20 protein-coding genes are annotated in these 13,174 nt (G+C 65.0%); 6 read left to right on the top strand and 14 right to left on the bottom strand.

Going from position 1 to position 13,174, the window contains the following annotated elements:
• Positions 1-13 precede the first annotated feature (13 nt).
• Positions 14-694: a class I SAM-dependent methyltransferase gene (locus HSR122_RS14135; RefSeq protein WP_229110445.1), complete on the bottom strand. Its 681-nt coding sequence runs from the start codon at positions 692-694 to the stop codon at positions 14-16.
• 274 nt (positions 695-968) lie between these two features.
• On the opposite strand from HSR122_RS14135, the gene HSR122_RS14130 reads away from it, so the two are divergent.
• On the top strand, positions 969-1,394 hold the full coding sequence (locus HSR122_RS14130; protein ID WP_229110444.1) for a DUF2391 family protein: 426 nt from the start codon (positions 969-971) through the stop codon (positions 1,392-1,394).
• Here HSR122_RS14130 and HSR122_RS14125 read toward each other — a convergent pair.
• The 10 genes from HSR122_RS14125 to HSR122_RS14080 form a co-directional block, all read right to left on the bottom strand.
• A complete protein-coding gene (locus HSR122_RS14125; RefSeq protein ID WP_229110443.1) occupies positions 1,391-1,657 on the bottom strand; it encodes a sensor histidine kinase in 267 nt (88 codons plus the stop codon). The two genes, HSR122_RS14130 and HSR122_RS14125, sit on opposite strands and share 4 nt — an antisense overlap.
• Before the next feature lie 193 nt (positions 1,658-1,850).
• Positions 1,851-2,105 carry a glutaredoxin family protein gene (locus HSR122_RS14120; protein WP_229110442.1) on the bottom strand — a complete coding sequence of 85 codons (255 nt, stop codon included), beginning with the start codon at positions 2,103-2,105 and terminating at the stop codon, positions 1,851-1,853.
• Positions 2,106-2,155: 50 nt separating this feature from the next.
• Complete coding sequence (locus HSR122_RS14115; protein ID WP_229110441.1) at positions 2,156-3,595, bottom strand: NCS2 family permease; 1,440 nt, start codon at positions 3,593-3,595, stop codon at positions 2,156-2,158.
• Positions 3,596-3,675: 80 nt separating this feature from the next.
• Positions 3,676-4,386 carry a phosphoribosyltransferase family protein gene (locus HSR122_RS14110; protein ID WP_229110440.1) on the bottom strand — a complete coding sequence of 237 codons (711 nt, stop codon included), beginning with the start codon at positions 4,384-4,386 and terminating at the stop codon, positions 3,676-3,678.
• 197 nt (positions 4,387-4,583) lie between these two features.
• Positions 4,584-4,757 carry a hypothetical protein gene (locus HSR122_RS14105; RefSeq protein WP_229110439.1) on the bottom strand — a complete coding sequence of 58 codons (174 nt, stop codon included), beginning with the start codon at positions 4,755-4,757 and terminating at the stop codon, positions 4,584-4,586.
• 70 nt (positions 4,758-4,827) lie between these two features.
• The gene (gene thrC / locus HSR122_RS14100) at positions 4,828-6,093 is read right to left on the bottom strand and encodes a threonine synthase (RefSeq protein WP_229110438.1); all 1,266 of its coding nucleotides are present in this window, start codon (positions 6,091-6,093) and stop codon (positions 4,828-4,830) included.
• Positions 6,094-6,176: 83 nt separating this feature from the next.
• A complete protein-coding gene (locus HSR122_RS14095; RefSeq protein WP_229110437.1) occupies positions 6,177-6,425 on the bottom strand; it encodes a zinc ribbon domain-containing protein in 249 nt (82 codons plus the stop codon).
• A 57-nt stretch (positions 6,426-6,482) separates the two neighbouring features.
• Complete coding sequence (locus HSR122_RS14090; protein WP_229110436.1) at positions 6,483-6,671, bottom strand: DUF7470 family protein; 189 nt, start codon at positions 6,669-6,671, stop codon at positions 6,483-6,485.
• A gap of 70 nt (positions 6,672-6,741) precedes the next feature.
• Positions 6,742-6,948, bottom strand: a complete 207-nt coding sequence (locus HSR122_RS14085; RefSeq protein WP_229110435.1) for a hypothetical protein — start codon at positions 6,946-6,948, stop codon at positions 6,742-6,744.
• A gap of 41 nt (positions 6,949-6,989) precedes the next feature.
• The gene (locus HSR122_RS14080; RefSeq protein ID WP_229110434.1) at positions 6,990-7,421 is read right to left on the bottom strand and encodes an SCP2 sterol-binding domain-containing protein; all 432 of its coding nucleotides are present in this window, start codon (positions 7,419-7,421) and stop codon (positions 6,990-6,992) included.
• A 206-nt stretch (positions 7,422-7,627) separates the two neighbouring features.
• Here HSR122_RS14080 and eif1A point away from each other — a divergent pair, with 206 nt between their 5' ends.
• Both eif1A and htpX read left to right on the top strand, forming a co-directional pair.
• A complete protein-coding gene (gene eif1A / locus HSR122_RS14075) occupies positions 7,628-7,915 on the top strand; it encodes a translation initiation factor eIF-1A (protein WP_229110433.1) in 288 nt (95 codons plus the stop codon).
• Positions 7,916-7,987: 72 nt separating this feature from the next.
• On the top strand, positions 7,988-8,875 hold the full coding sequence (htpX, locus tag HSR122_RS14070; protein ID WP_229110432.1) for a zinc metalloprotease HtpX: 888 nt from the start codon (positions 7,988-7,990) through the stop codon (positions 8,873-8,875).
• 91 nt (positions 8,876-8,966) lie between these two features.
• Here htpX and HSR122_RS14065 read toward each other — a convergent pair whose 3' ends face one another.
• Positions 8,967-10,061: a glycosyltransferase family protein gene (locus tag HSR122_RS14065; RefSeq protein WP_229110431.1), complete on the bottom strand. Its 1,095-nt coding sequence runs from the start codon at positions 10,059-10,061 to the stop codon at positions 8,967-8,969.
• Positions 10,062-10,314: 253 nt separating this feature from the next.
• Between HSR122_RS14065 and HSR122_RS14060 the strand changes: the two genes are divergently transcribed.
• Together HSR122_RS14060 and HSR122_RS14055 are read left to right on the top strand one after the other, a co-directional pair.
• Positions 10,315-10,641: a UPF0175 family protein gene (locus HSR122_RS14060; RefSeq protein WP_229110430.1), complete on the top strand. Its 327-nt coding sequence runs from the start codon at positions 10,315-10,317 to the stop codon at positions 10,639-10,641.
• Complete coding sequence (locus HSR122_RS14055) at positions 10,638-11,144, top strand: twitching motility protein PilT (RefSeq protein ID WP_229110429.1); 507 nt, start codon at positions 10,638-10,640, stop codon at positions 11,142-11,144. The genes HSR122_RS14060 and HSR122_RS14055 overlap by 4 nt, the downstream gene beginning before the upstream one ends.
• A 221-nt stretch (positions 11,145-11,365) precedes the next feature.
• Here HSR122_RS14055 and HSR122_RS14050 read toward each other — a convergent pair whose 3' ends face one another.
• Positions 11,366-12,538, bottom strand: a complete 1,173-nt coding sequence (locus tag HSR122_RS14050; RefSeq protein ID WP_229110428.1) for an MFS transporter — start codon at positions 12,536-12,538, stop codon at positions 11,366-11,368.
• A gap of 89 nt (positions 12,539-12,627) precedes the next feature.
• Here HSR122_RS14050 and HSR122_RS14045 point away from each other — a divergent pair, with 89 nt between their 5' ends.
• Entirely contained in the window at positions 12,628-12,798 is a 171-nt protein-coding gene (locus tag HSR122_RS14045) for an HVO_0758 family zinc finger protein (RefSeq protein WP_229110427.1), read from the top strand.
• A 1-nt stretch (position 12,799) separates the two neighbouring features.
• Here HSR122_RS14045 and HSR122_RS14040 read toward each other — a convergent pair whose 3' ends face one another.
• The gene (locus HSR122_RS14040) at positions 12,800-13,138 is read right to left on the bottom strand and encodes a class I SAM-dependent methyltransferase (RefSeq protein ID WP_229110426.1); all 339 of its coding nucleotides are present in this window, start codon (positions 13,136-13,138) and stop codon (positions 12,800-12,802) included.
• Positions 13,139-13,174 lie beyond the last annotated feature (36 nt).

Below are 13,174 nucleotides of genomic sequence, written 5' to 3'. Positions count from 1 at the left end.
ACGCGCTCCTCGATCAGGGCGCGACGCCGACAGTCAGCAGCGTCCCGTGTTCGCGGAAGTGTTCGACCATCGCCTCGCGACTCGTCCAGTCCTCGGTGGGGAACGCGCCGGCCGGCGGGATCTCGACCTCCCGATCCGGGATCGAATCCTGTTCGGCGACGTGAAAGCCGGCCTCGCGGAAGCGCTGGCGGTACTCCTTCCGGGACCAGCGGGTCATCTCGACGTCGACGTACTCCGTCCACTCGGCAGTGTGTGGGTTGTCGGCGTGAAAGTCCACCGCACAGTAGAAGGTCCCGCCGGATCGCAGGACGCGTCGGATCTCCTCGAGTGCCGCCATTGGGTCGCTCGCGTAGTAGAAGGCCTCCATCGAGAAGGCGTGATCGACGCTGCCGGACTCGAAGGGCAGGTGCTGGAAGTCGCCGACCAGAAAGCCCGTGGCTTCGTCGTCGGTGTACGCGCTGGCGTTGCGGGCCATCTCCGGCGAGCCGTCGACTCCGTAGGCGCGGCCGGCCCCGCCGGCCTCCCGCATTGCCCGGGCGGCGTAGCCGCTGCCACAGCCCAGATCGAGGACCGTCTCCCCGTCCTCGATCGGCATCCGGGCCAGCGCGTGCTTGGCCGTGTGCCAGTGTCGCTCCTCCATGCCTCGGTCGCGGCCCTCGGCCGCCCACTCGTCGAACTCCTCGCGAACGCTCATGTCTCAGTCCAGTAGTGCAGTCGTGAAAACGGGTTCGACTGGCGGACACCGACGTGCTGCGCGACCAGCGTCACAGTCGTCTCGCCGCCGGCGCGTCCACGCGACCGCGCTCGACCCCTTCGTTTCGCGTGGAGAGCGATCTCAATAGGCGTACGTACCACCGACGAGGTGCGTTTCGGGTGGGTCCAGTGGAACGATATCGCCCCACGTTTCCGATGGAACGACCGCCAGTCCGAACCCGAATCGGTTTGTGGCTCCCCGTCGACCAGAGGGTATGGCCAGATCGATCCCGCGGTTCAGGTTCGACGACGTCGCCCAGCAGTTCGTCGGCGGGTTTCTGCTCGCGGGCCCGTTCGTCGTCACCGAGGAGGTGTGGGATCTGGCCGAGAACATGACCAACTGTCACGCGCTTTTGATCGTTGGGATCGTGCTCGCGATCGGGTACGGCGCGCTGTACGAGGCCGACGACGATCGCGATCCCGAGCGCGAACCCGAGGTGGCCGGGATCCCGCTTCGATTCATCTCGCTCATGTCGATCTCCTTTGGCTCGGTCGTGCTCCTGTCGCTGGTCGTGACTGCGCCCGACCAGTTCCTCGGGGACCTGACCGGTCGCAGACAGGCGATCGTCACTGCGCGGGCCGTTGCCGTCGGCGCGATCTTCAGCGTCGTCGGCGCGGCGACCGCAGACTCGGTGTTCTAGTCGAGGACCCGGACATCGCGGATCTCGAACCGGGCACCGCCGCTCTCGCTTTCGGTCGCGGTCACCGTCCAGCCGTGCGATTCGGCGATCCGCGAGACGACAGTCAGTCCGAAGCCCGTCCCGTCCGCACTCGTGGAGTAGCCCGACTCGAAGATCCTGTCGGGATCGTCGGCGTCGATTCCCCGGCCGTCGTCCGCGACGTAGAACCTGTCCGTCTCAAGTCGGCCGACCGTGACGGTCACGTTCTCGCCGTCTTCGAGCACACCGACAGCCGATCGTCGACTGTCTCTCGTGCCGTGCTCGACCGCGTCGCGGAACTGGCGACTGGGGGCTCGTGGAACCGTGTTCTACGGCGTTCCGGACGAGATTTGCGAGGAGTTGCCGGAGACGGTCGCGGTCGGCCCGGAGCCGCAGGTCGGCGTCGAGCTCGAGCGTGGCCGTGACTGCCGTCCCGAGCTACGCCGCCTGCCCGTAGGTCTCTTCGAGGTATTCGACGATGTCGCTGCTCTCGGGCATGCCCTCGATACCGTTGTCGGGGTCGACCAGTACTGGAACGCCGGTCTGACCGCTGATCTCCTCGACTTCGGTTCGCTCGCTGTGACTGGCCGGGACTTCGTGGGAGACGTACTCGAGGCCGAGGTCGTCGAGTTTCGTCGTGACTTTCGCACAGTACGGACAGCCCGAGAGGACGTACACTTCGAGATTTGTCATCGAGCGTAGTTACGAGGGGACGCCAAAAGAGCCCAGCGGTTGCGGGAATATCAGACGGTTGCTTCGAGAACGCCGCTGGTGCGGATATAGAAGTACAGCACGAACGCCGCGGCCATCAGCCACTGGCCGATGTGGACGTCGCGCCATTCGCCGTTCGCGGCCTTCACGATCGGGTAGGAAATGATCCCGGCAGCGATCCCGTAGGCGATCGAGTAGGTGAGCGGCATGATGATAATCGTCAGCCCGGCCGGGACCGCGTGCGTGAGTTTGTCCCACTGGATGTCGACGACGTTGCGCAGCATGAGCAGCGCGACGACGACGAGCGCTATATGGGAGGCATACAGCGGGATGATCGTCGCGAGCGGGACGACGACCAGCGCCAGCAGGAAGAGAATCCCGATCACCAGCGCGGTCATGCCGGTTCGGCCACCCTCCTCGACGCCGGTTGCCGATTCGATGTACGTCGTCACCGTGGACGTGCCGAGGATCCCGCCGGCGGTCGTCCCGACGGCGTCGGCCATCAGCGGCTTGTCGATGTCGGGCATGTTGCCGTCCTCGTCGAGCATATCGCCCGCCTGCCCGACGCCGACGAGCGTCCCCGCCGTATCGAAGAAGTCGACGAAGAAGAACGTGAAGACGATCAGCGCGAAGGTGAGCCCCTCGACGTTCTGGAGCCCGTCGATGAAGGCACCGAACAGCGGCGTGATGTCGTACTGTGCACCCGTGAGGGCCGACGGCTGGAACGAGCCATTTTTCACGAACTCACCGGCCACGACGCCCGGACTCACGACACCCGCAAACGTCAGCACGATACCGGCGAGCGTCGTCGTGATGATCCCGATAACGATCGATCCCGGAAAACCACGAACGTACAGTGCGAGCGTGAAGAACAGTCCAACGACAGAGAGGATGGCAAGCGGGCTAGACGCGATATTACCGAGGGTGACGAGCGTCTCGGGATCGTTTGAAACGATTCCCATCGCCTGCAAGCCGATGATCCCGAGGAACAGCCCGATCCCCGTTCCGACGCCGAACTTCACTGGTTGCGGGAACAGCTTGATGATGTACTCCCGTGCGCCGATCGCCGTCAGGATGATGAAGATCACACCCTCGACGACGACGGCGGCCAGCGCAGTTTCCCAGGGAACACCCAGTTGTCCGATAACCGTGAACGCAAAGAAGGCGTTCAGGCCCAGCCCTGGGGCCTGGCCGAACGGCCGGTTCGCGTAGAAGGCCATCACGAAAATGGCGACGGCAGCGGCCAGTATCGTGACCACTGTCAGCATCTGCTGGACTTCGCCGGGCGTGTACCCTTCGATCGCGATCCCGGGCTTTCCGTCCTCTCCGGGGAAGAAGGTCATGATAGCCGGGTTCACGACCACGATATAGCTCATCGCCAGGAAGGTCGTGATCCCGGCGATGATCTCCGTCCGAAGGTCGGTTCCGTGCTCCTCGAACCCGAAGTACTCCGCGAGTGTCTCCCGTACCATCTTACACAAACGAGCATATCACCGCCATATGTTTTATGTCTTTATGACTTGGGCGCAGTTTCTATACACAAATATGGATATCACGTGCTCGTCAGCGCGACCACCGAAGCCTCGGTCGCGTCGCGGACACTGTCGAGGCCCGACTCGTCGGCGACGACCAGCACGGCCGCGCCCACGACTTCGGCGTCGACCTGATCGGCGATATCGAGCAGGAGACACTGGGTTTCGCCCGAGCGGACGATGTCGTCGACGACGAGCACGCGGTCGCCGGTGTCGATGGCGCTGGCGGGCAGCGAGTAGGTCAATTCGATCCCGGGCGTGACGCGCTGGCGCGCCTCGACGAACTCCTCGACGGCGGTCTCGCGGGACTTCTTGGCGTAGGCGGTGCGAGCGCCGTAGTACCGCGCCACCGCCGAGGCGAACGTGATCCCGTCGGTCGCGGCGGTCAACACCACGTCCGGGCGGTCGAAGCCGACGTCTTCGGCGAGCACGACCGCCGCGATGTCGAGCAGGGACTGATCGAAGACGACGTCGGTGTTGTCGACGTACCCCTCCTCGTCGGTCCGGAGTCGCGCATCGAGTTCCGCGGCGACCGTCTCCCGGCCGAACCCCGCGACGACTTCGCGGGCGCGCTCGAGTCCGGGCAGGACGTGGCCGTTGACGTAGCGGTTCAGATCGCTGGCCGGCAGCCCGGTTTCGGCCGCCAGCTCGTCGTAGGTCAGCGACTCCTTGCGCGTCCGCAGGATCTCGACGGCGCGCAACTGGAGGGTGGCTTTCTCGATGCGGTTCATGCTGTTCCGTCGTCACGTCCCAAATATGAATACATCGATCGCCAGTCGCGCGGAAATAGACACTTCCATGTGTATCTCGTCTCGAAACTCGCCGGGCGTCGCTCGGGCACACGACCTGCGACGGTGATTGAATCGAAACGTTCCGGTGACTGTCTGCTGTCTCCCCGGCGGCTTCGAGGGCTGCTCCGACACCCGACCTAGTCGTCCTGGCCGGTCCACACGAACGTCCCGTCCGCGCCCGTCTCCCGGCGCAGACGCTCCCGCATCGCCCCGATCCACCTGTCCCCCGACTCCTCCCTGTCGTCGCGGCCCCGCTCCGCGATTGCACCTCCCGCTGTTCGCTGGTCGCTACGACGCTCCTGTGCCGCCATACACTGTGGTATGGTACTCAGTAGCATAAATGGCCGTCAGACGCGCGTCAGCGGTCGCGCGGCGAGCGGGTTACTCTGCGAGTAGATCGAGCACGGCATCGGTATCGTCGGGGACGGGTTCGGGGTCGCTCCCGGCCTCGGCGGCGGCGTCGGGGTCTTTCAGCAGGTGGCCGGTCGTGAGACAGACGACCTGTTCGTCCGCGTCGACGACGCCCCGCTCGCGGAGTTTGCGCAGGCCCGCGACCGACGCCGCGGAGGCGGGTTCGACGCCGACGCCCTCACCGGCCAGATCGCGCTGGGCGGCCGTGATCTGCTCGTCGGAAACCGCGACTGCGGTCCCGCCGGTCTCGCGGATCCCCGGCAGTGCCTTCGGCGCGTTGACCGGATTGCCGATCCGGATCGCGGTCGCGATCGTCTCGACGTCCTCCCAGCGCTGGATGTCGTCCCAGCCCTCCTCGACGGCCTCGACCATCGGGGCCGATCCGGCGGCCTGCACGCCGGTGAGTTTGGGCACGTCCGACTCATCGAGCGCGCCGCTCTCGACCAACTCGCGGAAGGCCTTGTACAGCGCGGCGGTGTTGCCGGCGTTGCCCACCGGCAGGACGATCCGATCGGGATAGGTTCCCTCGTCGGCGCGGAACTCCTCTAAGATCTCGAGGCCGATCGTCTTCTGGCCCTCCAGCCGGAAGGGGTTCAGCGAGTTCAGCAGGTACGCCTCGCCGCGATCCGCGAGGTTCTGGACGATGTCCAGACAGCGATCGAAGTTGCCGTCGACCTCGAGGATGCGCGCGCCGTGAAGGCTCGCCTGGGCGATCTTGCCCGCGGCGACCTTGCCGGCGGGAAGCAACACCAGCGTTTCCAGTCCGGCTCGCGCGCCGTAGGCGGACAGCGCCGCCGAGGTGTTGCCGGTCGAGGCACAGGCCAGTCGATCGACGCCGACTTTCTCGGCGACGCGAACGCCGACGGTCATCCCGCGGTCCTTGAACGAGCCGGTCGGGTTCATCCCCTCGTGTTTGACGCGGAGCCGGTCGACGCCGAGCTCCTCCTCCAGGCGCGGGACCTCGTGCAGTGGCGTCCCGCCCTCGGGCAGGCTGACGCCGTCGTCGAAGGGCAGGGCAGCACTGTAGCGCCAGACGCCGTCGGCGATCGCATTCGAGTCGAAGTCCTCGAAGGTCGGCAGATCGGCGTAGCGCACCTCGAGCAGGCCGCCACACTCGTCGCAGGTGTAGCGGATCTCCTCGAACGGCGCGAACGTCTCCCCGCATTCGATACAGGTCAGCCAGACGCCGTCGTCGGCGACGTCGGGCTCGGGCTCGTCGAGTTGCAGATTAGCCATTACCGTACCCGACGGGCCGGTAGAGAAAAAACGCGGTGGTTCGGCGCTCGCCGGGACCGGCACCCTGCCCCCGCGACAGACGGTCACTCCCAGTCGGTCGGCAGCTTGCCGCCGCACGACTCACAGAAGGTGTATCCCCGATCGTTCGGCTGCCCGCAATGCGGACAGATCACCGTCGAGTCAGTCGTCGCCTCTCTGCTCCGCTCGACGGCGCTCGCGTCGATCTGATCGACGATCGAGATGCGTTCGAGCAGGCGAAACGGGAGCCATCCGAGCAGGGCTGCCCAGACCAGAACGAGGGCGTACACGAGCAGCGGCTCCCACGGTACCATACCCCACGATACGGACTCGAACGAGGTAAACCTGTCATCGGCGGCCTTCGACGGGCGCTAGACCATCGCGCCCATGCCGAGCGAGGAGAGCAGGTTCCGGACGACCGCGAAGGCGGCGAGTCCGAGCCCGGCCAGCACGAGCGCGACGCCGGCGGCGATCAGCGGTGCCTCGTAGGCGATGACGCCGAGTCCGGCCAGCGAGACGACGATTCCGGCGATACCGACCGCACCGAGTTTGTCAAGCATGTCTGTCCGGGCGAACGGCCGAGACAAAACGGTGCCGGATCGAGCCGACAGATGGTCAGTCGCGGATCGATCAGCGACCGTACAGCAGATACGAGAGCGAGAGGAACGTCACGACCGCACCGGCAACGAACACGCCGAGTGCTGCCATACTTTCGAGCGTGTCCACGATCTGACCCGCAGCGACGAGGACGAGCAAGCCCCCGGTAAGCGTCCCGACGGCTATCAGCACTCCCGCCTGATACTCCTCGATGAAATCGACGATCGCTGACTCGGCCATGTATTATCTATCTTCGAAAGAGAACATATGATCTTCGGTGACTAATACTGAAACTCGGTCTCGACGCGGGTGGCTGTCTCGCCCATCTCGACAAGTGCGTTCTGGTAGCGCATGGCCCGGACCGTCGAGCCGTCGGCCTCGAGGGTGCCGTCCATCACGCCCGAGACGATGTCGACGTCTCCCCGGATGATCCGCTTCCAGTCTGTGTAGGTGCCGCGGAGCGCGTAGCCGTGTGCGACCTCGTCGGGGTCCTCGAGGACGGCCGCCTGCAGACAGTCGCCGTCCCGGAGTTCGAGATAGAAGTACAGCGGCTGTCCGTCGTACGCGTCGTCGGGCAGGATCTCGAGGACGAAGTCGCCGTCGAAGCCGACCCCCCAGCCGTCGGCGGCCGCCTCGTAGTCGGCGTTGTCGTTGAGACGCTCCCGGAACGACTCGACCCAGGTTTCAGCCTCGTCTGGCAGCGCGATCGCCATCGTAGACGGGACTTCTCATACTGGCGGCTATAACATTTCGAAATGATCTGGCACGCCGTCGTGCCAGATATCCTTCCGAACGCAGTATCACCTCACTCGCTTGGATGTATCGCACGCGTCCCGGACGACTCGCCGGTTCGACGGCGCACGGTGGCGGCGGATCGATAACCGTCACTATCAAACCGTCCGCTAGCGAAGCCGTATGTATGAGCGACGACAGCGGACGCAAGGACCTCCGCATGCCAGACGACGACGAAGTCTTTGCCGTCGTCACGAACATGCTGGGGGCCAACCGCGTGAAGGTCCGGTGCATGGACGGCAAAGAGCGCACGGCGCGCATTCCGGGGAAGATGCAAAAGCGCATCTGGATCCGCGAGGACGACGTCGTCCTCATCGAACCCTGGGACTGGCAAGACGAGAAGGCCGATATCACCTGGCGATACGAAAAGCAGGAAGCCGACCAGTTGCGCAAAGAAGGTCACATTCAGGAGTGACGGGACTGTTTTGGCGCTCGATTCCCGCGCAGAGAGGGAAGTATATGAGTCTCAGACGCGTACCCTCCGGTGATGCAATGGCAAGCTGACTGGGGACTGCGCGGCCGGATGGGCCTGACGATGGTGTTGCTCGGGCTCCTGTACGTCGGCTTCATCGCCGCGCTGGCGGTCTCCGGTATCAATCTCCTCGGTATCGTCCTGATTCTGGGACTGTTCAGCTTCGGGCAGTTCTTCTTCAGCGACAGGCTCGCGCTCAGGAGCATGGGCGCGCGGACCGTCTCCGAGGACGAGTATCCCGAGCTGCACGCCACGGTCGGGCGGCTCGCCCAGCAGGCCGACCTGCCGAAACCGGAGATCGCGGTCGCCGACTCGCAGGTGCCCAACGCCTTCGCGACGGGCCGATCACAGTCGAACGCGACCGTCGCCGTGACGACCGAGATCATGCGGACGCTCGACCAGGACGAACTCGAGGGCGTGCTCGCCCACGAACTGGCTCACGTCAAGAACCGCGACGTCATGGTGATGACGATCGCGTCGTTCCTCTCGACGATCGCCTTTATGATCGTCCGCTGGGGGTGGCTGTTCTCCGGCGGTCACGGGCAGGGCGGTCGCGGCGGCAATCAGGCACCGATCTGGGTCGCGATCGTGGTCTCGCTGGTCGTCTGGATCCTCTCGTTCGTCCTCATCCGGGCGCTGTCTCGCTATCGGGAGTACAGCGCCGACCGCGGTGGCGCGATCATCACCGGCAAACCGTCGGCGCTGGCGAGCGCGCTCATGAAAATCTCCGGCCGGATGGACCGGGTTCCCGAGGACGACCTCCGCGATCAGGCGGAGATGAACGCGTTCTTCATCATCCCGATCAGCAAGGGATTCGTCGGCCGACTGTTCAAGACCCACCCTGCGACGGAGAAACGGGTCGAGCGCCTGCGCGAGATGGAACGCGAGATCGAGACCGCGTAGCACCCGAGATCGAGACACCGACAATCGGCTCTCCTCCGCTTCAGCAACTGCTGTTCACGGTGGGTGGAGGTCAGGAGCCGCCAGTATGAGATCACTCGGCAGCGTCCAGTCCTTCCCGGGAGCGTTCGCGGACGGTCTCGGGCGGGATCGGCGCGTCCGTCCAGGCGGGAAGGCGCGTGTCCGTCTCCGGCGGAGCGATCGTCTCAGCGTAGGTCCGGATCTGCTCGCGCTCGTCGTCCCGGTCGTAGGCGAGCCCGTTGAACGCCGCGTCGGCCGCGTACTGTTCGATCAGCGTCTCGGCGTGCTCGCGATACGTCCCCGGCAGCGTCTCGAAGTCGGGTTCGACGCCGGCGTCTTCGAGAACCCACCACAGCGCCCGGCCGACGGACCGGCACATCTCGCTGAGGCCGTCGGGACCGCCGACCGAGCGGTGGTCGTGTTCGTGCTGGCCGAGATCGACCTGCGCAGTGTCCTCGAAACCGGCGTACTCGAAGGCCCCGCCGAGCGTCCCGACCTCCAGCCCCCAGGTGCGGGGCACCCGGAGCCGACGGGCGAGGTCGGCAGTCGTCGCGAACTCGCCGGCCAGCGGGTACCGGAACGCCGCCAGATACGAGAGGATCGGCGCGTCGTGAGCGTCTTCGAGCGCGCGGACGAGCGGCGCGTAGAACAGCCGGTTGAGCCGACCGTACAGGCGGTCGTTCTCGACGCGGGCGTAGTAGCCCTTCGCGAACGCGAACCCGCGAGCCAGCGGGAAGAGCAGTCGCGGGACGTGCGTCGGTGCGTAACTCTTCGCGTCGGCGTCGTGGACGACCACGAACTCGCTCTCTGCGGCGGCGACGCCCAGCGCCAGCCAGATGTCCCGACCCTTGCCGCGGCGGCCGTCTAGCCCCGCGGACGCGAGCGCCTCGGCCAGCGGCGGCGAATCACACCACAGGATCGAAAGCGAGAGGTCGAACGTCTCAAGCCACGTGCGAACCTCGCCCACGCGGCCCGGATCAGCACGGAGCGCGACGAGCACGCGACCGGGCGAGACGGTTTCGAGCGTCGAGAACACCCGCTCGGCGGCGAGGCTCGCGTGATCGCGCTCGGTCATCGGGACGACGACCGTCGCTCGATCGGTCGGCGCGTCCGGGTCGGCCCCGTCGAAATCGTGGAGCGTCGTGACCCGTTCCTGGACGTATTCCATCACCGGCAACTGCGGCTGCGACTGGGATAAACGCTCGCCCGTGCCGTCGGTCTGGATGCGGGAAACCCAGTGGATACCAGCGCCGGCAGGTGTTCCAAGTTGATACTGCCGGCTGTAACAAACTGAAGGAATTCGCCACCCGGGGTGGCGAATATCTTTACGAACTTACAGCCGGCAGTATGACAATCGACCAGGCCGAAAGAGCCACGGCATAATTCATATGATGTATGAACGCGTAGATTGGGGTAGAGGCATGTCCCGAACGACTGCGACCATCCCAGACGACCTCACCGATCTCATGGAGGGTGCTATCAGAGCGGGAATCTTCGAAAACAAGAGCGACGCGATTCGGCATGTGCTCCGTGAGTATTTCGAAGCAAACCAGAACGCACGGATCGCAGCTGCGGTATCGCTGTACGAAGACGGTGAGATCACCCTCGGTACGGCTGCTCGGCTTGCCGGTGTCAACCGGTTCGAGATGCGGGACATACTGCGAGAGGAAGGGGTGGAACTGCGGTTCGGTCCCGAAGACATGGATGCCGCGAGAGACGAAATTGAAGCCGCTCGTAACCTCGAATGAGAGACCCACCGACACACGCGACAGTTCTCAACACGACTGTTCTTTCGAACTTTGCGCACGTAGACAGCGTTGAGTTACTGGTGGACCTTCCTCGCCTCGTAACAGTGGACGCTGTTCAGGAAGAGCTTGACGACGGAGCTGAAACCCACCGGTACGTCGAGCACGCGTTGGCTGTCCTTGGAGAGGAGATCCCCGTTGTCAATCCCTCTGGGTCGGCAAAGGAGATCGAAAAGAACCTTCTCGAATCGCTAGATCCCGGAGAAGCACAGGCGCTCGCCGTTGCTGAAGTCACAGATGGCATGGTCGTCACTGACGACGGTGATGCGCGTACAACCGCTGTGCAGCGCGGTGTAGACCTGACCGGATCAATTGGCCTCCTGGTACGGTTCGTCGAGGACGGACGTATCGCTGCAGAGACAGCAGACGCATATCTCAAACGATGGATTGACGAGGGTGGCTTTCGGTCGCCCGCCCGCGATTTCGATGTCTTTCTTGACGAGTGAGCGTTCTCGTCGTTGGCCGTCCACAGAGTGATACTGCCGGCTGTACGTTCGTAAAGATATTCGCCACCCAGGGGTGGCGAATTCCTTCAGTTTGTTACAACCGGCAGTATGATAGTGACCGTTGTACCGATTTACCGGTGCGACCGCACGACTGCGTGCGGTCAATCCGGAAGGGACGTACAACGATCACTATGAATGGGTCGGAGTCGGACGAAGATCCATCACGCTCGCGCCCCGGTCGGTAACCGGCCCGCCCGGTAGGTGACGACGAGCGCGAGCAGGATGACGGCCAGCCCGACGGCAAAGGATCGGTAGATCAGGGGGAACGAGAACCCGGCGTCGGTCAGCAGCCCGACGGCCCAGCTGCCCGTCGCCTGCAGGAGCATCATCGTCCCGCTGTAGACGGCGTAGGCGCTGGCGCGGTGACGGTCCGGCAGCGAGCCCAGCAGGTAGGTGTCCATCGCCGGGAACAGGCTGTGGATCACGTACCCCATCACCAGCGCGACCGCGACCACCCAGACCGTGCCAAAGGGCAGCGTCAGCGCGAACACGCAGAGCGCGAAGCCGGCCAGGATCGACAGCAGGAGGGGGACGATCCGAACGCGGTCGGCCAGCCACCCCGTCACTGCGAACGCCGGGACGCCGGCCGCGAACACGCCTGTCAGCAGCAATCGAGCGTCACCGCCGGAAAAGCCGCGGGTGCGCAGATAGCTGTCGAGGAAGTTGAACACGCCCTGCCAGACGAAGCCGCTGGCGCTGATGACGACCACGCCGGCGAGGACGATCCGCCACTGGTGGCGGACGGCCGCGAGCAGGTCCCGGTCGTCGGTACCGGCTTCGGGGAGTTGGGTCCGCCGGGCCATGAGAGCGAAGCCGACCGTCGAGAGCAGCGCGGCGAGGCCGATGGCGTGGAAGGTCGTCCGCCAGTCGCCGACGAACAGCGCGACCGAGACGAGCAGCGAGGCCACGGCCGCGCCGATCTGGCTCGCCATCCCGTGGACGCCCAGCGCCGTGCCGACTCGACGGGGGAACAGCTCGCTCACCAGCGGGTTGGCCGCGATGAAGTACGCGCCGCTGGCGATCCCCATCAGGAACGCGCCGACCATCACCTCGGGGACGGTGTCGGCCGCGGCGATGAACGCCGAGGCGGCGGCCAGGACCAGTCCGGTCGCGCCGACGACGTAATGACGCGGGACGCGCGTCAGCAGATAACCGGTCGGGATCCGCGGGAGTGCACTGCCGAGCCACGCCAGCGTCACGGTCAGCCCGATCGTCGCGTTGGTCGTGGTAAACGCCGCCTGGAGCGGTTCGACCAGCGGCGCGAACACCACGCGGGCGAGGTTGACGAGGAAGACGAGCGTACACAGCGAGCCGAACAGCCGGCGTCGTGTCACACCACGCCTTCGAACGGCCGCGTCTCAAGGGTTGCGAACCGACTCGACTTGCCACGGGCTTTTTGAGAGTCCCTCGCATACCCCCTCGTATGGAATCTGTCAGGAAGGGGCTCCGGTCGGGTGACATCGTCAAGGACACCTACGAACGGCTCATGTGCGCCGAGTGCGACGAGACGCTCAAATCCGAGAACGACCCCGACGAGATCGGCACGGTCCGGGTCTGTCCGGAGTGTGGCCGGGAGTGGAAGGAAGTGGGCTGAGCTACCGCGTCGCCTTGATCCCTACGAAAGAGCCGTCCCCGTATCCCGACTCGATCGGCTCGAGCCCGTCGATCTCATCGAGCCAGTGATAGATCGTCTGGACGAACTCGAAGTCGGTGAATCCGGCGGCTTCGAGCGCCTCGATCAGTTCGTCGGTCGAGACGAAGACCGCGTCCCTGTAGAAGGGGTTCTGGTCTTTCGTCTCCTGATAAATCTCGCCCACGGGGCTGTGCTTGTCGATGAAGCCGAGTACGAGTTCCCCGTCCGGTTCGAGCACGCGGGCGGCCTCGGCCAGCGTCTGCGGGATGTCGTCGACGAAACAGATCGTCGTCACGCTCATACTGCCGGCTGTAAGTTCGTAAAGATATTCGCGGGG

It is taken from the genome of Halapricum desulfuricans, assembly GCF_017094525.1.
GTDB lineage: Archaea > Halobacteriota > Halobacteria > Halobacteriales > Haloarculaceae > Halapricum > Halapricum desulfuricans.
This window is presented reverse-complemented; position numbering and strand designations above follow the sequence as displayed.